Source organism: Paenibacillus sp. 598K, from assembly GCF_003851045.1.
Taxonomy (GTDB): Bacteria; Bacillota; Bacilli; order Paenibacillales; family Paenibacillaceae; genus Paenibacillus_D.
Window position 1 is genome coordinate 44,951 of record NZ_BFBX01000087.1, and the last position, 18,440, is coordinate 63,390.

Annotated in this window: 18 protein-coding genes and 1 other RNA gene; 6 read left to right on the forward strand and 13 right to left on the reverse strand. The window is 48.5% G+C overall.

What is annotated here, in order from left to right; translation table 11 throughout:
- Nucleotides 1-6: 6 nt before the first annotated feature.
- The 3 genes from PA598K_RS23630 to PA598K_RS23640 are packed head-to-tail and all read left to right on the forward strand — an operon-like array spanning nt 7 to nt 3,117.
- Complete coding sequence (locus PA598K_RS23630) at nt 7-561, forward strand: GNAT family N-acetyltransferase (protein ID WP_128659327.1); 555 nt, start codon at nt 7-9, stop codon at nt 559-561.
- 56 nt (nt 562-617) lie between these two features.
- On the forward strand, nt 618-1,202 hold the full coding sequence (locus PA598K_RS23635) for a TetR/AcrR family transcriptional regulator (RefSeq protein WP_128659328.1): 585 nt from the start codon (nt 618-620) through the stop codon (nt 1,200-1,202).
- Between the two features lie 58 nt (nt 1,203-1,260).
- A complete protein-coding gene (locus PA598K_RS23640; protein ID WP_128659329.1) occupies nt 1,261-3,117 on the forward strand; it encodes an alpha/beta fold hydrolase in 1,857 nt (618 codons plus the stop codon).
- Between the two features lie 21 nt (nt 3,118-3,138).
- On the opposite strand, the gene PA598K_RS23645 is transcribed toward PA598K_RS23640, so the two are convergent.
- The 6 genes from PA598K_RS23645 to PA598K_RS23670 form a co-directional block, all read right to left on the reverse strand.
- A complete protein-coding gene (locus PA598K_RS23645; protein ID WP_260405568.1) occupies nt 3,139-4,497 on the reverse strand; it encodes an amino acid permease in 1,359 nt (452 codons plus the stop codon).
- A gap of 210 nt (nt 4,498-4,707) precedes the next feature.
- On the reverse strand, nt 4,708-4,941 hold the full coding sequence (locus PA598K_RS23650; protein ID WP_128659331.1) for a DNA-binding protein: 234 nt from the start codon (nt 4,939-4,941) through the stop codon (nt 4,708-4,710).
- An 81-nt stretch (nt 4,942-5,022) separates the two neighbouring features.
- Nucleotides 5,023-6,573 (reverse strand): ABC-F family ATP-binding cassette domain-containing protein, encoded by a 1,551-nt coding sequence (locus PA598K_RS23655; protein WP_128659332.1) that lies wholly within the window; start codon nt 6,571-6,573, stop codon nt 5,023-5,025.
- A 199-nt stretch (nt 6,574-6,772) separates the two neighbouring features.
- The gene (locus PA598K_RS23660) at nt 6,773-7,165 is read right to left on the reverse strand and encodes a retropepsin-like aspartic protease (protein ID WP_128659333.1); all 393 of its coding nucleotides are present in this window, start codon (nt 7,163-7,165) and stop codon (nt 6,773-6,775) included.
- Entirely contained in the window at nt 7,162-7,419 is a 258-nt protein-coding gene (locus PA598K_RS23665; RefSeq protein WP_128659334.1) for a hypothetical protein, read from the reverse strand. The genes PA598K_RS23660 and PA598K_RS23665 overlap by 4 nt, the downstream gene beginning before the upstream one ends.
- A gap of 151 nt (nt 7,420-7,570) precedes the next feature.
- The gene (locus tag PA598K_RS23670; protein WP_128659335.1) at nt 7,571-9,661 is read right to left on the reverse strand and encodes a serine hydrolase; all 2,091 of its coding nucleotides are present in this window, start codon (nt 9,659-9,661) and stop codon (nt 7,571-7,573) included.
- Nucleotides 9,662-9,846: 185 nt separating this feature from the next.
- Here PA598K_RS23670 and PA598K_RS23675 point away from each other — a divergent pair, with 185 nt between their 5' ends.
- Together PA598K_RS23675 and PA598K_RS23680 are read left to right on the forward strand one after the other, a co-directional pair.
- Nucleotides 9,847-10,110 carry an AbrB/MazE/SpoVT family DNA-binding domain-containing protein gene (locus PA598K_RS23675; RefSeq protein ID WP_128659336.1) on the forward strand — a complete coding sequence of 88 codons (264 nt, stop codon included), beginning with the start codon at nt 9,847-9,849 and terminating at the stop codon, nt 10,108-10,110.
- Entirely contained in the window at nt 10,107-10,508 is a 402-nt protein-coding gene (locus tag PA598K_RS23680) for a type II toxin-antitoxin system death-on-curing family toxin (protein WP_128659337.1), read from the forward strand. The genes PA598K_RS23675 and PA598K_RS23680 overlap by 4 nt, the downstream gene beginning before the upstream one ends.
- A 141-nt stretch (nt 10,509-10,649) precedes the next feature.
- Here the strand turns inward: PA598K_RS23680 and PA598K_RS23685 are convergent, their stop codons facing one another.
- Together PA598K_RS23685 and PA598K_RS23690 are read right to left on the reverse strand one after the other, a co-directional pair.
- Complete coding sequence (locus PA598K_RS23685) at nt 10,650-12,539, reverse strand: S-layer homology domain-containing protein (RefSeq protein WP_128659338.1); 1,890 nt, start codon at nt 12,537-12,539, stop codon at nt 10,650-10,652.
- Nucleotides 12,540-12,739: 200 nt separating this feature from the next.
- A complete protein-coding gene (locus PA598K_RS23690; protein WP_128659339.1) occupies nt 12,740-13,945 on the reverse strand; it encodes an MFS transporter in 1,206 nt (401 codons plus the stop codon).
- 124 nt (nt 13,946-14,069) lie between these two features.
- Between PA598K_RS23690 and PA598K_RS23695 the strand changes: the two genes are divergently transcribed.
- A complete protein-coding gene (locus PA598K_RS23695) occupies nt 14,070-14,690 on the forward strand; it encodes a TetR/AcrR family transcriptional regulator (RefSeq protein WP_128659340.1) in 621 nt (206 codons plus the stop codon).
- Nucleotides 14,691-14,998: 308 nt separating this feature from the next.
- Here PA598K_RS23695 and PA598K_RS23700 read toward each other — a convergent pair whose 3' ends face one another.
- The 5 genes from PA598K_RS23700 to PA598K_RS23720 form a co-directional block, all read right to left on the reverse strand.
- Nucleotides 14,999-15,946 (reverse strand): DUF3800 domain-containing protein, encoded by a 948-nt coding sequence (locus PA598K_RS23700; RefSeq protein ID WP_128659341.1) that lies wholly within the window; start codon nt 15,944-15,946, stop codon nt 14,999-15,001.
- A gap of 235 nt (nt 15,947-16,181) precedes the next feature.
- Nucleotides 16,182-16,910 carry a Fic family protein gene (locus PA598K_RS23705; protein WP_128659342.1) on the reverse strand — a complete coding sequence of 243 codons (729 nt, stop codon included), beginning with the start codon at nt 16,908-16,910 and terminating at the stop codon, nt 16,182-16,184.
- Nucleotides 16,911-16,995: 85 nt separating this feature from the next.
- Nucleotides 16,996-17,360, reverse strand: a transfer-messenger RNA (tmRNA) gene (ssrA, locus tag PA598K_RS23710).
- Between the two features lie 238 nt (nt 17,361-17,598).
- The gene (smpB, locus tag PA598K_RS23715; protein ID WP_128659343.1) at nt 17,599-18,075 is read right to left on the reverse strand and encodes an SsrA-binding protein SmpB; all 477 of its coding nucleotides are present in this window, start codon (nt 18,073-18,075) and stop codon (nt 17,599-17,601) included.
- A 122-nt stretch (nt 18,076-18,197) separates the two neighbouring features.
- Nucleotides 18,198-18,440, reverse strand: a 243-nt coding sequence (locus PA598K_RS23720; protein WP_185602189.1) for a hypothetical protein, incomplete at its 5' end; no start/stop codon positions are given.

Below are 18,440 nucleotides of genomic sequence, written 5' to 3' on the forward strand. Positions count from 1 at the left end.
AGCCATATGGCCTTTCATTACTGGCGTTCTGACCAACTGACATTGCGCGCGCTGCAATCCTCTGACCTGGCCTTGTTCCAGGCTCTCGATGACGAGGTTGCTCGCAACGTCGATATGATTCATTTCCCGCAATCGCCGGAGAAGCAGATGCAATGGCTCGAAGCCGAGCAGCGCAACCGAATCGGCGACGCGTTCCGCTGGGTGGCGGTCACGGATGAGGGCACGGCGATCGGGACCATCAATACGTTTGCTTGTCACAAGCGGTACGGCACGTTCAAATACGGCCTCTCCCTGTTGCCGGAGTACAGGTCCCAAGGGTACGGGGCGGAGATGATCCGGACGGTACTGCGGTATTATTTCCACGAGCTGAATTATCATAAGGCCACTCCGCATGTCTATTCGTTCAACCAAGCGTCGATCCGGCTTCATGAGAAGCTCGGCTTCGTGCAGGAGGGACGACTGCGGGATATGATCTTTACAAACGGCGAATATTATGATGAGATCCATTACGGCATGACGGCTAATGAGTTCGGACAGTTGTACGGCAAGTTGGAGATGTAGGAGCGCGCGGCTTATCGGCTTGACGAAGCGAGGATTAGTACTGTATAGTGCTAATTATGAAAAAGAACACACGCAGCAACAAAGAGGTTGCTCTGCAATCTGCCTTTACCTTATTTCTGACGAAAGGCTTTCTGGCAACCAGCATGGACGATATCGTCGCCCATAGCAAGGTGTCCAAGACGAATATTTATTACTACTTCAAGACGAAGGAGGAATTGCTCCTAGCGACGGTCAATCAGCTGATAGCACAGTACGAGCAGCAGATCGATGCAATTGCCTCGCGGAGCGAACTTTCGGTTCAGGGCAAGTTAACGGCAATTCTTCGTATCTTAACCAACAGCGATGAACAACCTAGTTACCTTGGCGGCTGCCCGTTCCTATCGCTGTACACCCAGACACCCGCGGATGCCGCTCAGATCAGAGAACGCATCAAACATTTTTTTGATCAACAGCTCTACAGTGTGGAAATGATCCTATCGCAAGGAATTGCTCAGGGGGAGCTGAGAGCGGACCTCCCTGTACGACCAACCGCTACCTTAATCGTCACCTCCATAGAGGGCGCGCTCTTTTTGGCCCAAGCGTCCAACAACCCGGAGCTCATCCCCAACTTATCGCCTGCTTTAGCCTCGTTGCTAAAGTAATTTTTTTAACCAAATTAGTACTGTTCAGTACTAAAAATGAATAAAGGAGCGTTTGCATATGAAAATCTTCATCACTGGCGGGACCGGGTATATCGGAAAGCGTCTGCTGGCCAAGCTAGCCCCCTATCACCAAATCTATACCCTTGTTCGCCAGGAGAGCCGACTCCGCAACATCATCGACCAGTTGCCTGACGAAGCTCAAGCAAACATCTTGCCTGTTATTGGCGATCTCGCCAAGCCACGCCTAGGTCTAAGCGATGCCGATTACCAGCAAGTGCTGACCGTCGATCAGATCATTCATGCAGGCGGTCCAATGAATATCGAGCTTTCACTTACCGAAGCGGAGCAATCATTCCTCTATCCTGCCCAATCCATGGCGCAGTTAGCCCTGGCTATCCACGCCGCCAAAGGGCTGCAGCAGTTCATCCATGTCGCAGGCTTCATGAGCCCTTATGACGAGCAGAACGGCCAGTCCGATCTGAGCGATCAGTTAGCCTTATTGCCACCCTATGAGCAGATGAAGTTTAGAGCCGATGGTTATATCCGGCAATCTTTTCATGGCACGGGCATCCCACTCTCTACTGTCAATCCAAGCGTCATCGTCGGCGATTCCTTCACCGGTCAGACCGAGCAGCTCGGGGGACTAGGCATCCTGGTCGATGCTGTCAGACGTAACCTGATGCCGCTCGTCCCTGGAGGAGATGACGTCTGGCTGCCTATGGTGCATATCGATCATGTCGTCTCGTTTATTGATACCCTGGTCCATACAGAGGATGCGGAGAGCAACACCTACTATTTGTTGGACGCCAAAAAAAATAGCCCCTCGATCCGGGCCTTGATCCAGGGCATGACAAAGGAGTTGCGAACCGCTCCGCCGCGAGGCGCGATCCCGCTCCCGATCCTCAAAACCGCACTGGGGCTGGGGGGCGGCAAGCTGTTAGGCATCCCCAAGGAGTCGATGAACTTTCTGGTGAAGTCGGATTTTCCTGTCGCGAGCAAGCTTGAGGCTGAACGCCGCACGGGCACGACTACATCGCTAGTCACGCCTACGCTCCCTTTTATCGTGAGCGATCTCGATTATCGGCTCAATCATGCCGGAGCTGTAGCTCCGCAAGGACAGGAGAGCTTCAGTGCACGCAGAAGAGGAGACCTCATCACGCTGGAGAACGACTTGCCCGGCACGCCGTTGATCTTCCTGCACGGCACCTTCAGCAGCGCGGATACGCTATGGCCGGTTTCCTCGTATCTGAGCAGCTTCCGCACCCTGTTCGTCGACTTGCCTGGCTTCGGCCGCACACCTTACCATCATAGCCCTGATGTCATCGAAGGTTATGTCGAGCGCGTATCGGCGATGATCGCCGAGCTCGATCAACCGGTGATCCTGATCGGCCATTCCTTCGGCGGTTTCGTCGCCGCACGAGTGATGGAGCGGCTGCCCGCGCTCATCGACCGGCTCTTATTGCTGCAGCCCGTCCTCCATCCGGTGCCAGCGAGATATCGATTCCGCAGGTTAACCCAGGCTACCTTGAAGCATATGAAGCCCGCCGGCCTAGAGCAGCATTTGCTCCGCAGCCGCAGCTTCACCTCGCCTGGGCACCATCTGGAGGCGTACGTCCAAAGGGTCAGGCGCGATCTGCGGTCCCCGCGCATTCGCGCAACCAATGCCGCCGTCATGGCCGCCTTGACCATGGACACTGCCACACATCTGTCTCCCGATGCATGGGACACTCGTCGCGTCAAGATTCTCTGGGGAACTCAGGACCGCGACCATCACATTCCGAAGTCCTTCGAGCACCTGAACATCACGCGACTTCCGCTGGGCCATCAGTTCCCGATCGAGTTCCCTGAGCGAACAGCCGAGTGGATAGGCGAGAGCGTGACGTCGCGCTACCTCGGGAAGGTCCCTTTTGTATAGGAATCCCACATGGCCCAGCTACTAAGCGGTCGGTCTGTCCCCCTGTCTGAATCGAATCAGAGACCATATCGACAAAAATCCAAGCACGCCCAAACAAATACTGATGCTGAACCGATTTCCTTCATCAAATACAAATAACAACGCAATAACCGTAAGAACCAGGACCGTTACTCCCGTTATATAAGGAAACCCCCATACCTTAAAAGTTGGCTGAACAGGATAACGCGTTCTCAGTTTCAACTGGGAAGCTGCGATGCAAATCCAGACCAGAATAACGACAAAACCAGGCACGGCAAGCAACACCTTGAACAATTGATCCTGTGCAAAGAGGCCAAGCATGGAACCGCCAATCAGTACCACTGCGCATACCAACAGCGTATGAAACGGGCTCCCCTTGCGATTCGTTCTAGCAAGAAACTTTGGCGCTTCTCCGCCTGCAGCCAACGAGTACATCATGCGCGATGCCCCGTAAATGCCCGAATTCGCCGCTGACAACACCGCCGTCACGAGAATAAAGTTCATCACATGCGCAGCGCCCGGCAAGCCCGTAGATGCCAGCACCTGTACAAACGGACTGCTTTCCGGCCCAATTTCATTCCACGGGATCAGCCCGCAGATGATCAATATCGGCAACGTAAAAAACAAAATGATCCGAAGCATGAAGTTTCCCACAATGCGCGGCATCACCTTCTCGGCATTCTCCGTCTCCGTTAAGGTTAAAGCGATCAGCTCAGAGCCCCCATACGAAAACATAACAATGAGCAAAGCCGAAAAGATCGACGTCCAGCCATTCGGGAAGAAGCCGCCTGCTTGCGTGTAGTTTTGCAAATAGGATGTGCTGCCGCTTGGAATGATGTTGAAAATCAAGCTTGCCCCAAGCACAATAAAAATAACGATCATGGCAATCTTAATTCCGGCTAACCAAAACTCAAACTCCCCGAACACACCTACACTAAGCAGATTGATCAGAATAATAAACACTGCGCACGCCAGACTGAGCATCCACAGCGGCGTATCCGCGAACCAATACTGCAAGAAGCTTCCTGCGGCAACAACCTCGATGACACAAACCGATAACCACATGAAGCAATACATCCAACCCATAACAAAGGAAACCCGGCTTCCAAACGCTTCTTGCACAAAATCTTTCATATTCTTGTTCTTATACACCGTAGCCATCTCTGCCATCGCCGCCATAACGACAAGCAATAACAGACCCGCAAAAATGTAGGTCACGATGACGCCTGGTCCTGCGACTCCGATGGTCTCGGCACTGCCTTTAAAAATACCTGTTCCGATTACGCCACCCATCGCCATAAAGATAATGTGTCTGGGCTTTAGCTTTTTTTGCAACGATTCCTCTGTCCGCGTCTGAGCCAAGTTACATCCTCCTGCTACGAAAAGCATGATCTCGCACTTTATTCACAAGCATAATACGAGGTATGCCCTATTGTCTATCGATTAGCTCACATACGAACGGTGAATACGACAAAATCCACTTCTGAATTAACTCTCCCCTAAAATGCAAAATCCACAACCTCGTGCGGTTGTGGATTAGCATGATGGAGCGAAGGAATTTGAATTCCCTTCCTACACGACTCGATTCGCTACAATCTCGTCTATCTCATCCTTTAATAACAGGTACCTGTGAACACTTCTCATGATCGGTACTTTAGTTAATTTATATTTATCTACAAAGACCTTCATCTGATCTTTGGAGAGGCCCAATAATTCTCCTGCCTCCGTAACAGTTAAGACAACTTCCTTGCTCGTTGCATTAAACGTCGCTTTTACTTTTAAGTTCCAGTCTTGAAAGTCATTCATATCGAGTTTCCTTTCTCTTTCCTAATCGATCGGAATATACCATTATATCATGACTACAGACAAATACAATTCAATTATATTTTAGCCTTGCATGGACCAGGACTCTACGTCCCACGTTTTCGATACAAAATCTTCATAGAATTCAGGCTCGTGAGAGACCAGAATGACCGTTCCTTTATACGCTTGTAGCGCTCGCTTCAACTCAGCTTTAGCGACGACATCCAAATGGTTTGTAGGTTCATCGAACAAGATCCAATTACTCTCGCGCATCAACAGCTTACAAAGACGAACTTTCGCTTGCTCTCCGCCGCTTAGCTGATTAAGCGATCGTGTGATATGATCATTCTTCAGACCACAGCGCGCTAATGCCGATCTAACCTCACTCTGAGTCATATAAGAATATTCGTTCCATACGTCCTCTAGCGGAGTGATCGTTGGCGCCTTGGCCTCTTGTTCAAAGTAGGCGGGAAACAAATAATCTCCACGTGTCGTCTTGCCTTCTAGTGGGGGGATGACGCCAAGGATCGTCTTGAGCAGCGTGGATTTGCCTACCCCGTTACAGCCCACAATGGCAATCTTTTCTCCCCGTTCAATGACCATATCCATTTTGGGAAGCAGCGGTTTATTATAACCAATAACCATGCCTTCGGCTTCAAATACCAGTTTCCCGCTTGCTCTGGCGTCCTTGAACTTAAAACTGGGCTTTGCCCCTTCCTCGGGCTTATCGATCAGTTGAATGCGATCCAGCTGTTTTTCACGACTCTTGGCTCGCCCAGAGGTTGAAGCGCGGGCTTTGTTTTTTTGAATAAACTCCTCTTGCTTTTTAATGTATCCCTGTTGCTTCTCATAAGCATCAATATGCTGCGCCTTATTCAGTTCAGCCATCTCTTTGAATTTCTCATAATTGGCCGTGTAACGCGTCAGCTTGGCAAACTCAAGATGATAAATCACGTTTACGACCTGGTTCATAAAGCTGGTTTCATGAGAAATTAATACAAACGCATGCGGGTAGCTTTTCAAATAATTCGTTAACCAGCTAATATGCTCTTCGTCCAAATAGTTCGTCGGCTCATCAAGCAAGAGAACGCCCGGCTTCTCCAATAAAAGCTTGGCCAGGAGAACCTTGGTACGCTGCCCCCCGCTAAGTGCGGTTACGTCTCGATCCAGGCCAATGGCATTGAGTCCCAATCCATTCGCCATCTCGTCAACCTTGACATCGATGAGATAAAACCCGCCGATTTCCAATTGTTCCTGGATTTCTCCCATCCGCAATAACAACTGTTCGAGCGTGTCGGAGTCCGCATCGCCCATTTGCGAGATAATATGATTCAGTTCCTCTTCTAATACGAGTAAAGGTGAAAAGGCATCCTTCAAAACATCCCGAATCGTCTTGCCTGCTTCAAGCTGCGTATGCTGGTCCAGATACCCATATTGAACGCGCGGTGTCCAAACGACCTTCCCCTCGTCCTTCAATTGCTTGCCCGTCAAAATATTCATTAAGGTCGATTTACCTGTCCCATTCGCACCTACCAAGCCGACACGTTCACCCTCAAGCAAACGAAAGGACACGTTTCTAAATAAAACTCTATCGCCAAACGTATGGGTTAACTGTTCCACTGTCAACAAACTCATTGCTCTCGATCTCCATTCATGTATGACTAACCGTATCATTGTAACACAAAAGCTTCTTCTGCATTCGATCGGCTTGAGGAACACCTCAGACCATAGAGCTTTCGCCATGCGAGAGCGGTGATGACTTTTCTTGCTTGAAATGCAAAAAAGACACCTGATTGAGTGTCTTTTTCGTGCGGAGATGACCCCTTTCACCATGCTACCCGTCGACTCGATCTATCGTCATTTCCATAATATCAATATCTATTTTCGCCCCAACACGTTTTAAAAAGTTAAACCCTATTATCCCATCCATTTCAAGCCCGTAATCCATACTTCCGATTTCAACTTGAATGTTACGAGCAATGGTTTCTCCGATTCTAATTGAATCAATCATTTTGGTATAGACGTACTCTACACCGCCTCCCCCTCTAATTGTATCAACAGGATCGTCTTTTTCAGGAATTATGCCTATTCGGCCAACAATATCTGCATTTAAAAGCGTACTAGCAGAGCCAGTATCTATAAGGACATTATCTAAACGCAAGCTTTTCCCTTGAAACGCAATATTTATCCCAATAAAGGGGAGACCATACCGTTCTGTTATCTTCATCGAGGACCTCTTACCCCTACATAGCGTTCTTTTGCAACCACTTCGGGACGCGAGGTATGAAAGAAACAATATTCGCGATGAGGCTCTTCTCGATGTAGTTCACTATATCTTTTCAGAGCTTCCACCGAGTCATCAAAAGAATCAATCACTGTCATCTCTTCAATGAAACGTTGCCCTTCCTTTGAAAAGGCCTTTGTCGCTTCCAATACAACCCATTCATCAGGAAAACGCTCCTGAACTTCATTCCATCTCATCTCGAACACCTCCAGGTTACTTAGTTATGGCTAGTATATCATATCGATATACAGCGTAAAACCAAAAGCATGCCGACACGGTTTCTTCAGCCGATCCAACCTCTACTTCCCCTTCCATCAGACCATTTCGGCACTACGGGAGCATTCCGCTTTAACTCCCTTGCAATTGAATATGATCCGGCCCCAACGACTTGAACAATATAACAGCCATTTCCTGTTTATTAAGCGCGCGTTGCGAGGCAAAATCGATCTGGCCTACCCTTTCAACGACCTCAGGTCCATAGAGCTTCCAATGGATCGCAGAGCTGACGGCATCCACTGCCCAATCCGATGTGCCAGGAACGAGCACTACATCCGCATCGGGCGCCTGAACGCCGCTTGCTGTCAGCAGTCTATACATAATTACGGCCGCTTCTTCCCGTCGAATCGGACGATCCGGTTCAAATTTGTCTGCCCCTGTACCGTTCAACAGACCCGCCTCGGCCGCCGCCTGGATATCCGACCGGTAGGGAGACTGCTCGATGTCCGTAAATAACAACTGGTTCGTGGCGCTCGTAATGTTCCAGATCGCATTAAGCGCGTGAATGAACTCTCCTCGCGTAACCGTCTGCCCAGGTCTGTACAGCTCCGCCGAGTCGGCCTCAAGATAGCCGAACGATCGAAGTCCCAGAATGGATTCGGCATAGGGATGCTCTAGCGGCACATCCGGCAACCCCACCCGATCCTCCTGTGCCTTCATGGCATAACTGACAAAGTTGGAGTACTTCAAGGCTGTGACCAGGCCGTCTTCTTCCTCCTTGAAAGCAAGTATCTTGCCCTCATCGTCCACGAACAGCAGATCGTCCAATTGTGTCAAGATATGATCTCCCTGGTAATCAGTCACTACCAGTTCACCATCGCCGGCTACCTTAACTCTGGTCAATAACTTCATCCGCAAATCCGAGTACAGCCCTTCAAGCCGTACGAGCGCTTCTTCTGGCTGGGGCTCATAATCGGCTGGACCGAACAACGTCCGACCGCCCTTAAAATAATGATCCATGAAGGCGGTGAAAAACTCATCGCGCAGCTCTTCATTGGAGCTATAGGAAAGAAAAATGCCGGTCTTGCGGTCGGGGAGCAGCCAGAGTAGCGAGCTAAAGCCCGCAATATCGCCCGCTTTGGAGATGACCGCCTCGCCATTCGTCTTGCTTGGGAGGATCGGCGCTTCAAAGCCATAGGTGGTGTCTGGCAGATCGGGATGGATGGCAGTTTGGAAAGTAGCCATCGCCTTCACCGATTCGGGTGACAGGATGACAGTACCATCCGCCGTCTTGCCGCCATTCAAGAAGACCGTCATGAACCTTGCCATATCGGTAGCTGTTGAGATCATACTGCCCTCCGGCCATGACGAAGGGGAGAACCGATACAGCGGGATGGGATTGCCCTCTGCATCGAAGGAGGCAGCCAGCGTCCCGGCTATCTCCGGGGTTACCTCATAGCTGCTGGAGAGCATGCCGAGCGGTTGGAACACATGCTGTTGCATATACTCTTCGAATCGTTGCCCGCTTGCCTGCTCTACAATATATCCTTGCAAGCGCGAGGCGAAGTTATCATACATGTAGGTTGTGCCGGGCTCACGTATGACAGACGGAAAGTGAAGGAAGACGCCTTCCTTCAGCGAAGCCAGCTCGACAGCATCGTCAAAAACAAAGCCCGCATCCGTCGGCTCGCGCACTTCAAATCCGGTCGTATGGGTTAACAAGTGTTTGATGGTCACCGGTCTCCCAAAAGGATTGGTTAGCTTATAACCGTCCAAATATTTCTCGATGTTATCATCCAGATTGAGCTTTCCTTGGTCCACAAGCTGCATGATGGCCGCAGCCGTAAACACCTTGGAGACCGAGGCGATCCGAAAGCCTGTCCTCTCCCCTTCTACAGGCGTGTCTGCATGGCGCTCGACAGTTCCATACCCCTTGGATACGAGCACTTCCCCATCCCGAACGACCGATACCGCAATGGCATTGGCCATCTCCCGAATGTCCGTTCTTCCAAAGAACGCATCCAGAAACGTCTCTACTTCGCCCCTCTCTCTTGGACCTGACGTAAAATCTGCGGCGAATGAAGGATTGGCAACAACCGAAGAACTTGCGGCCATGGAATCCACAAGTAGCCCTTGCGCATATGCACCTTCTGCACCGGCCAGGCTTAATACAAGCAACGCGGCCACCATTCGTTTTCTGATCAGGGACTTTCCTCTGTACATTTGCAACCACTCCACGAGTTCAATTTCACTGCACCAACACAACGAATTATAGACGCCATTTCCTCTTCTGTACCTGGCCTCTAGTCCGAGAAGATCTTGTGCTGGAGTCTAGTTTTCGATTTAAACTCTAACGACATAATGTTATAATCGTTATAACAGTTAAACATGATTAAGAACGAACTTTAATGAACAGGAGGATTGAAATGGAACGAAAAGTGACCAAATTTGGGAACAGCCTTGGTATAACTATGACTGATGCTTTGAAGCAAATTGGACTGGATCAAGGTGATATGGTTAGCATTGATGTTAGCCCAACTACAGGAGAAATCGTGATTAAGAAATCGACGAAAGTTTCATTGCCCGAAGGAATTAGTAAAGACTTTATGGATACATTGACAGATGTCATGGAGGAGTACGATCAGACGCTTCGAGGATTGAAAGACCGATGACAACCATTAGCTATTTATCCGTGCAAGAAGTAATAGCCATCAATGTTGCCATGATACAAAGGTATAGTCCAGGGGAGCAAATAGGAGTGAAAGAGCCTGGATTGCTCGAATCGGCTGTCCATCGCCCGCAATCTTCTGTCCTTGGCGAAGATGCTTACCCGACAATTTTTGAGAAAGCAGCAGCCTTGTTCGAATCGATTGGCCAGAACCATCCCTTCCACAATGCCAACAAACGAACCGCTTTTACAGCACTGGTTGTATTTTTGCGTTATAATGGACTGCATTTTAGAATGGATACTAAAAAAGCAGAGGATTTCACGGTCGATATGGTTAATCATCAATTCGACCGTCAACATGCGGCTGCAATTATTGAAGCTCACTGCACTACGAATGACTAGCCGAATCCCAAATGAAAAATATCACAAACAGAGAAACCACCAACCAGGACACTGGCTGATGGTTTCTTGATCTTAATGGAGGCGAACCGTGGCTGTGCAAATTCACAATTCGCCGAATGTCTGATATCCAATTTTATTTCCTTATTCTGCGAATACCTCGTAAACAACAGTTGTTTGTTTGCCGTAGCTATTAACTGCCAGTATCCTAAAAACATTCACACCGGGATCGAGAGAGAGTTCCTGACTGTTACCCCAAGAGACTTTTTTATCGTTGATATAAATGCTCGGATTATAATCATTTATATCGGAGACAGTCCAAGAGATCGAGACAGATCTTTCTGTGGTCGTTGTTGGCGCGTAGCCGAGTTTTAGCTCCGGAGCCGGTGGTTCAAAAGTAATTGTTTTTGTGACTTCAGTAGATTGGCCTAATTTATTCGTCGCTTTTACAGTGATTGTATTAACGCCCTCTTTAAGCAGGATATCCTGACTATTTCCCCAAGAAACTTTTTTATCGTTGACATAAACGACCGGACTGTAATCGTTAATATCCGAGATCGACCATGAGATCGTAAGATCCTTTGTCGTTGTCGTTGTTGGGATCGGGTTGACCGTCAATGTTGGGGCCGTACTGCTCATTTCAATCGTTACTTTAACCTCGGTTGATTTTCCTGCAGCATTAACTGCTTTTACAACGATAGTATTGATTCCTGGCTTAAGAGCCACGTCCTCACTATTGCCCCAAGTGATCTTTTTATCGTTGACGTATACGACCGGATTATAATCGTTAGCATCAGTTACTTTCCAGGAGACCGTAACATTATCCTTACTTGTTGTCGCAGGCAAAGGATCTACTGAAAGCTTAGGTGCTCCTGCGCTATAAATTACTGTTTTCGTAACCTCAGCTGACTTTCCTGCAGCATTAACGGCTTTAATTGTAATCGAATTCGCGCCTTCTTGGAGCGTCACATCATAAGAGGACTGGTAAGACAATCTTTTCTCCTCGCCATTCACGATGAGTGTGACGGTCGGTGAATAATCATTTTCATCTTTAACGGTCCATGAAACGGTGATCGATTGCTTGCCCGTAGTTTCCGGAACACCTTTCACCTCTACAGTAGGAGCACCTTTCTCAAACTTAACCTTCTTTGTGACTTGCGTCGTTTTGCCTCCAGGCAGGCGAGCGCTGATCGTGTAAGTATAGATCCCTTCCTCCTCTAACGAGAAACCGACTCTGAAAGATCCCTGTACGACTTCGATCTCTTTATTATTTATAAATACTTTTGCTCCTTTGGTAACATCTCCGGAGATATAGAATGACGGATTAGAAACCGTCTCTGGAGCGCTGATATTGAGCTCAAGCTCCTGATTGCTGTCACCTACCGCACTCTTAATAACTCTATAAAGCAACGTCGATGCCTCGGCGCGAGTGACTGGATTCTGGGGTTTAAATGTCCGGTTGTAGCCCCATTGATCAGCATAACCAGTGATCAGGTTTTTCTCGACTGCGATCGCGATATAAGTCTGCATGGAGGGTGAAACCTCTTTCCAATCGCCAAAATCGCTCAAGATGTTTTTATTCTCCAGATCGTCTGGCTCATAGCGGAGCGCTTTAACTAGTGCGACCGCAATGTCCTCACGGGTCGCTTTTCCTTTGGGATCAAAAAACGACTTACCGGATGGCGGATAATAGCCTGTTAAAAATTCCTTCGCGGCCTCGATCGCGCCGAACGACCAACGATCCGGACCCACGTCCTCGAATGTCTGTTTAGATCCATTGGCAGGAAGATCTAAATAAAATGACTTTGTAATAAGCTGAGCGAACTCCTCACGGCTGACGGGTGCTTCTGGTTTAAATGATCCGTCTTGATAACCTGTAATAACCCCAACCTGCGCCATACTATCAATTGCATCTTTGGCCCAATGCGTCTCGGATACGTCACTAAAGCCCTGCGAATTGTCTGCAGCGTTTACGCTTGCGACGCCTGAGGATAACATCACTGACATTACAATAAGGGCTAGAATCTTTTTCATTTCTTCTATCTCTCCTCTTTACGTATGGTGCAGCAGCTTCTCTCTGGTACCATTTTCTCATTAATCATACTATATATAGGTATAATTTCCTATGAAAATTTTGCCGATGGCAAGGACCTACTCTCGTTTGGGTATACTTCCTCAAGACACAACAAAGCCCCGACCTCACACGGTCGGGGTTTCATGATGGAGGAGAGACTTCACGACTTGATAGGAAAACCGTGTCTTTTCGCACCCCAAGTGATAATCAAGGCAACAAGTAGCAGGATCAATAACGCCTTTGGAAAAGCTTGAACTCCAATACGCTCTAGCAACGCGCCACCAACAATTCCTCCGCCAGCGATGGCCAGATTCCATACGGTTGTATTTATCGGCATTGCGATATCCACGCCTGCTTCACCGCTTGCATTAGCTTGGGCGGTTTGCAGCAACGTGGCAGCACCGCCGAAGGTTAGTCCCCATAACGCAACTGCCATATAAACAATCGGTGCTGATGTGCCGCCCACCCATAAAGAAACGGATACAAGCGCAAAACCAATAAGGCTGATCAATACAAGAGAACGTAGCATACGGTCAATTAACAGCCCGACAATCCAGATGGAGAAAAGTGCGGCTATTCCGAAGACCAGCAAGACAAGATCGACATGCTCTGAGAGTCCAATTGGCTCGAGGAATGGTGAAATATACGTATATAAGATATTGTGTGCCAACATCCAAGTAAACACCACCATAAGAATTGGACGTAAGCCGGGCATAACAAACACTTGCCTAACGGTCATTCTTTGATTTGAAGATTGCCCAGAATAATCTGGAACTTTCCACAGCACCCAACCAATTAATACAAGCGCGAGAAGAGACATGAGTCCAAAAACGGCACGCCAACCAACCAGATCACCGAGCATGGTGCCGAACGGTACTCCGAATGTAAGAGCGATTGGAGTGCCCACCATCGCCACTGCCAAAGCACGTCCTTTCAAAGCCTCTGGTACCATCCGCCGTGCATAACCGGCGAGCATCCCCCATGCGGCACCAGCAGCCATACCGGCAAAGAAACGAGCGATGAGTGTCAACACATAACTGGTAGACAGGGCGGTGACGGTGTTAAATACCAAGAATATCGCTATAATGGCGAGCAACAGGGGACGGCGCCTAAACCCGCTGGTAAACATGGCGAATGGAATTGTCGCAACTATGGAACCAATCGCATAAAAAGTTACCAGTTGACCAGCCAACCCTTTAGAAATATTCAGCCCATCTCCTATTAATGGGAGTAGACCCGCAGGAATCGTTTCAGTAAGAATGCAGATGAATCCTGTCATAGCAAGCGCTAGCAGAGCGAGCCAGGGAAGCTTAACAGAAGCTCCGGAAGATTTAAGTTTACCCTCGGATGATGCATGCTGCGACAATTTTATTTCCTCCTTAAGATGTATTTGATTTATGGATCGATCATTCCATATATTAAACACACCAAACCCACTTGTCAATGACTTGTGGATCGCTTAGTATAAAATTAATAAAGGAGGTCATCTTATGGCGCGAACTGGACGGCCACGCTCATTTAGTCGGGATGAGGCGGTGACTGCCGCCATGCTTTTGTTCTGGGAATACGGCTATGAATCCACTTCATTGGCTCAACTGCGGGCAGCGATGGGGAATATTTCTGCGGCGAGTTTTTACGCGGCGTTTGAATCCAAGGAAGCGCTATTCCGTGAAGCAGTGGATCGATATATATCTACTTATGGACAAGTTTCGGAAGCTTTCAGAGATACAAGCTTGACATCGAGAGCAGCAATGGAGCTGGGACTGCGACAATCAGCGCGGATGCAAACGGAGAACTCCCATCCTTTAGGTTGTCTGTTGGTTTTGTCCGCTATAAACTGTTCGCCTGAACAACAGCCTATCCGAGAACTGCTTTCTATGGAACGCGAGAGGGTACGGGGTTGGATAAATGAATGTATCGCACGAGCCGTAGCTAACCGTGAGTTACCCGAATCCACGGATATCTCCATGGTGGTTATATTATTCGAAACATTTCTACGAGGAATATCCATACAAGCCCAGGATGGTGTTCCATATGAGGCCATTGATGCTGCGATCACTCAACTGATGAGCGTTTGGGATGCATTATCTGTGGACTTAAAGTCTGTTTAAACTAAACCTGTGCTCTACTTATGATACGGTTCCCCAAGCTGTCTGTAACGGCAAGTTTCGGGGCTCAATTCGGCCTCTTTATGCTTAAAAACACAGAGAAACCACCAACCAGGACACTGGCTGATGGTTTCCTTATCTTTAATGGAGGCCAGGAGATTTGAACCCCTGTCCGAAAATAACGGCGCATGTGCTTCTACAAATGTAGTCACAGTTTTTCCGCTGCGATAGTGACGATTGAGTTACGTCCCATAACTTTATGATTGCAACGTACCTGTCGTTCTCAATTCTTCGCCATCAGCTGCAACATTCTATTGAAGCAGAAATGTGTTTCTCCCCCTGCCCTCTAATTCATCCAAATATCCCATCATCGTCCGAAAACGAGAATTGGGATACTCCATCAGCGTTCCGTAATCTTTGGACGTCAATTTAGGATTTCGCAATCGAATTGCTTGAAGTCTATTCATTTCCACCACGTCATACTGTGTTTGATGAATCATGAATCTGGACATATAATTGCCAATAGACAGCTCAGACAAGTTCTCTTTGCCATTCCAGGTATACAGCTTAATTTGACTCTGGAAACGCTCCACATTGTTTCCTTGAGATAGAAAACGATAGATTAAATCGCTCTTGATTCGTACAGCATCCGACTGTCCCATATAGCTTTGCTCCATCAGGAATACAACGATCCCCATAAAGGTATCGATGATTTGTAAAGGGATGGACTCATGAGATAATTCGGACTCAACAGATGTGATTTTATATCTTTTGTTCCTGTAGACTGAATGGGCATTCATTTGTTCTTTGATTTTATGGTGCAGCCCAAGTGCGTCATACTCGTCGTTATGATCGATTCTAATCTCGATGTTCAGTTGATCGGTTAGTTCACGAGTAATGCCGTAAAACAGCCGCTCCGGTATTTTAATATAAAAAAGACTTCTTAACTCCATTATTGTTAAATCAAGTTGCTGAGCAATGGATTTCGCTTCCATGTTATTTACAACGAGGAGGTTAAGATTAATTTCTTCGTTAATAATGTGATGAAGAACCTTGAAGTACTTTTCCACATGCTTGTCATGATTGTACTCACGAAAATGCAATTCACTTTTGGTCCCTAATCTATCAAAAATGCCTCGGACAGAGCTTACTATATCTTTCATAACTTGCTCACTGCCGCCGTATGCTCCATAATAGGAATACACCTTGTCAGGCTGATCAATCTTATTGGCTTCATCAAAATAAATCTGATATTTCATGCTACACATCCTGTACTCATCTTTGAATATGCACTGACTTGTCAAGCCTCGCTTGACTTTTGGCTACATACATAATAGTATGATTATACAGAAATACTACAGTTGAGTATAGCTTTCTCAGCTTCGTTAGCAGAGCTGGCTATACTCATAAAAACACCCTTCTCAGCCTCGTTGGCAGAGCTGGGTGTTTTGCTTTTTCTCTTGCATGTGCTTCTTTTCGTGTTAAAACCCCAAATTAAATAAGCCGCAGATACAAATCAAACGTATGGTTCAGTATCCTCTTCACCAAACCTACAAACTGACTAGAATCGCCTGTAGTATGCGCCACATCGAGAGCCGTGTAATATTCTGCCCGATCTTCTTTTTCGATTACGATGGGGGGATAGCCGTTCTGCATTAATTCGAAGTTTAACAATAACCGAGCCGTCCTACCGTTACCATCAATAAAGGGATGAATCTTAACGAACTCGATGTGAAGCAAACAAGCCCTCTCCACAGCATGCACATTCGATAACCAATGCATCTCATACTGCTGTATCAGGTCTTCCATAAGCCCTTTTACTTGCGTAAAGTCTGGCGGAATATGCGTGGCTCCGCTAATAATGACATTCTCGTTGCGGTACACACCCGCATGTTCATCTTCAATGCTCTTTAGTATTAGACGATGAATGCTCTTTACCTGCCACTCGGATAAAGGTTCTTTCCGTCGCACGATATCTTCCACATAAAGAATCGCTTCTTTATGGTTGATAACCTCCAAATGCTCTTTTATGGTCTTTCCACCGATTGTGATACCTTCAAGGGCTACTTTTGTTTCCGATAACGTGAGCGTGTTACCCTCAATCGCATTGGAATGATAGGTCCAGTTGACGATGAGATGCTCTCGAATACTCCGCAAGGTATGGACGGGCAAGGGCCGTTTTTGATCAAGCTTGTTTTTTTTCTGATCGATTTCCTCAAACATCCCTGTCACATTCCTTCCCCGACATTATTTCGCGTAGTATGGAAAAGCCACCAACCCGTATATGATGGTTGATGGCTTTCGTCTTAGATGGAGGCGAGGGGAGTTGAACCCCTGTCCGAAGATAACGGCGCATGTGCTTCTACGGGTGTAGTCACAGTTTTGTTGTCGATCTAGCAAGCGCCCCGTAACCGGCTATCGCTAGACCCAGCCTGATTGTCTTCTTCAGCACACCCCAGGCGGAGATGTGACAGCGTAGTCCACTAAAGTTGAGCCCCTATCCTAGCACATGGACGATGCTAGGTAGAAGCACGTGTGCAGGTTATTAAGCTGCTACAGCGTAGTTTGTTTGTTGTTTGCCGTTTAATAGGCTTTAGCGTTGATGAAGCGGACGCGTCCCCACTACCCGCCACCCATGCTCGAACTATCCCCGTCGAATCCAGAAACGCCCCCGAGTTAGGAGTCGTCCGGATCAACGAAGGTCATCCGCTACAACAGCGAACGCGCTTCGAGCCGGTGCATGTGAAACGCAGCAGCAAACGTCTTACCTCATGCGGCTTGCGTCACAGAAATAGTATACCACATCCCGCAAGCAATTGCTCGCTCTTGTTGCTGGGCGGCTTGCCGGGATCCGGCAGTCCAACCAACAGCATCTCTGGATGGTATTCAAGCTAATTGGATCAAGCTCCGTCTAACCCTTTTGCCTTTCGCGCAGCGCACGCTGAATATCGCGCTGGGCGTCCTTTTTGGCGGCCGATTCGCGTTTGTCGTACTGCTTTTTGCCCTTACCTAGACCAATCAGCAGCTTGGCGAAGCCATTGCGCGAGTAGATCTTGAGCGGTACGATGGCGTAGCCCTCCTGCTTGGACAGGCCGAGCAGCTTGTTGATCTGCGACTTGTGCATGAGCAGCTTGCGCGCGCGCGTCGGGTCTGCCGGGTTGTGCCGGTTGCCCTGCTCGAACGGACTGACATGCATGTTATGGATGAAAATCTCGCCATTGCGGATGGTGGCAAAGGCGTCGCTAATGTTGGACCGCCCCTGACGGATCGACTTGATCTCGGTCCCGGTCAGTACCATGCCTGCTTCGAACGTCTCTTCAATGAAATAATCATGAGATGCCTTCTTGTTCTGCGCAAGCGGCCGGTCATCGGTCTTCTTCTTGGCCATGAGCCTCACTCCTCACTGCCGTTACGTCGCTCTGCCTCTGGCAGAGTCAGACATTAATTGTACCAAGACAGGCAGGGGAAATCAATATCCCCTGCCTGCTCTGGAACGTCGCCGATGAACGGCTATTTTTTCTTCTTGCGAACAAAAGCCGCCATACTGCTGCCGCCGCCCTTGCCCTTCTTGCGCTTGCCGCCGCCAGTGCTGCCCGCAGCGCCCGCGCCGCCCGCTCCAGGGCCGCCGCTGCCGCCTTTGCCGGGGCCGCTCTTGCCTGGCTTGCCAGCGCTGCCACCGGCTGCACCACGCTTGCGTGGACTGCCTGGCCTGCTACCGCCGCCAGGACCGCCGCGTCCCGGGCCGCCCGCGCC

What these genes read in the sequence shown, in the direction of transcription:
- PA598K_RS23700 (WP_128659341.1), bottom strand. Translation starts at nt 15,946, where the DNA reads ATGAAATATCAGATTTATTTTGATGAAGCCAATAAGATTGATCAGCCT.
- PA598K_RS23655 (WP_128659332.1), bottom strand. Translation starts at nt 6,573, where the DNA reads ATGAGTTTGTTGACAGTGGAACAGTTAACCCATACGTTTGGCGATAGA.
- PA598K_RS23660 (WP_128659333.1), bottom strand. Translation starts at nt 7,165, where the DNA reads ATGAAGATAACAGAACGGTATGGTCTCCCCTTTATTGGGATAAATATT.
- PA598K_RS23670 (WP_128659335.1), bottom strand. Translation starts at nt 9,661, where the DNA reads ATGTACAGAGGAAAGTCCCTGATCAGAAAACGAATGGTGGCCGCGTTG.
- PA598K_RS23680 (WP_128659337.1), top strand. Translation starts at nt 10,107, where the DNA reads ATGACAACCATTAGCTATTTATCCGTGCAAGAAGTAATAGCCATCAAT.
- smpB (WP_128659343.1), bottom strand. Translation starts at nt 18,075, where the DNA reads ATGGCCAAGAAGAAGACCGATGACCGGCCGCTTGCGCAGAACAAGAAG.
- PA598K_RS23630 (WP_128659327.1), top strand. Translation starts at nt 7, where the DNA reads ATGGCCTTTCATTACTGGCGTTCTGACCAACTGACATTGCGCGCGCTG.
- PA598K_RS23635 (WP_128659328.1), top strand. Translation starts at nt 618, where the DNA reads ATGAAAAAGAACACACGCAGCAACAAAGAGGTTGCTCTGCAATCTGCC.
- PA598K_RS23705 (WP_128659342.1), bottom strand. Translation starts at nt 16,910, where the DNA reads ATGTTTGAGGAAATCGATCAGAAAAAAAACAAGCTTGATCAAAAACGG.
- PA598K_RS23685 (WP_128659338.1), bottom strand. Translation starts at nt 12,539, where the DNA reads ATGAAAAAGATTCTAGCCCTTATTGTAATGTCAGTGATGTTATCCTCA.
- PA598K_RS23675 (WP_128659336.1), top strand. Translation starts at nt 9,847, where the DNA reads ATGAACAGGAGGATTGAAATGGAACGAAAAGTGACCAAATTTGGGAAC.
- PA598K_RS23695 (WP_128659340.1), top strand. Translation starts at nt 14,070, where the DNA reads ATGGCGCGAACTGGACGGCCACGCTCATTTAGTCGGGATGAGGCGGTG.
- PA598K_RS23665 (WP_128659334.1), bottom strand. Translation starts at nt 7,419, where the DNA reads ATGAGATGGAATGAAGTTCAGGAGCGTTTTCCTGATGAATGGGTTGTA.
- PA598K_RS23650 (WP_128659331.1), bottom strand. Translation starts at nt 4,941, where the DNA reads ATGAATGACTTTCAAGACTGGAACTTAAAAGTAAAAGCGACGTTTAAT.
- PA598K_RS23640 (WP_128659329.1), top strand. Translation starts at nt 1,261, where the DNA reads ATGAAAATCTTCATCACTGGCGGGACCGGGTATATCGGAAAGCGTCTG.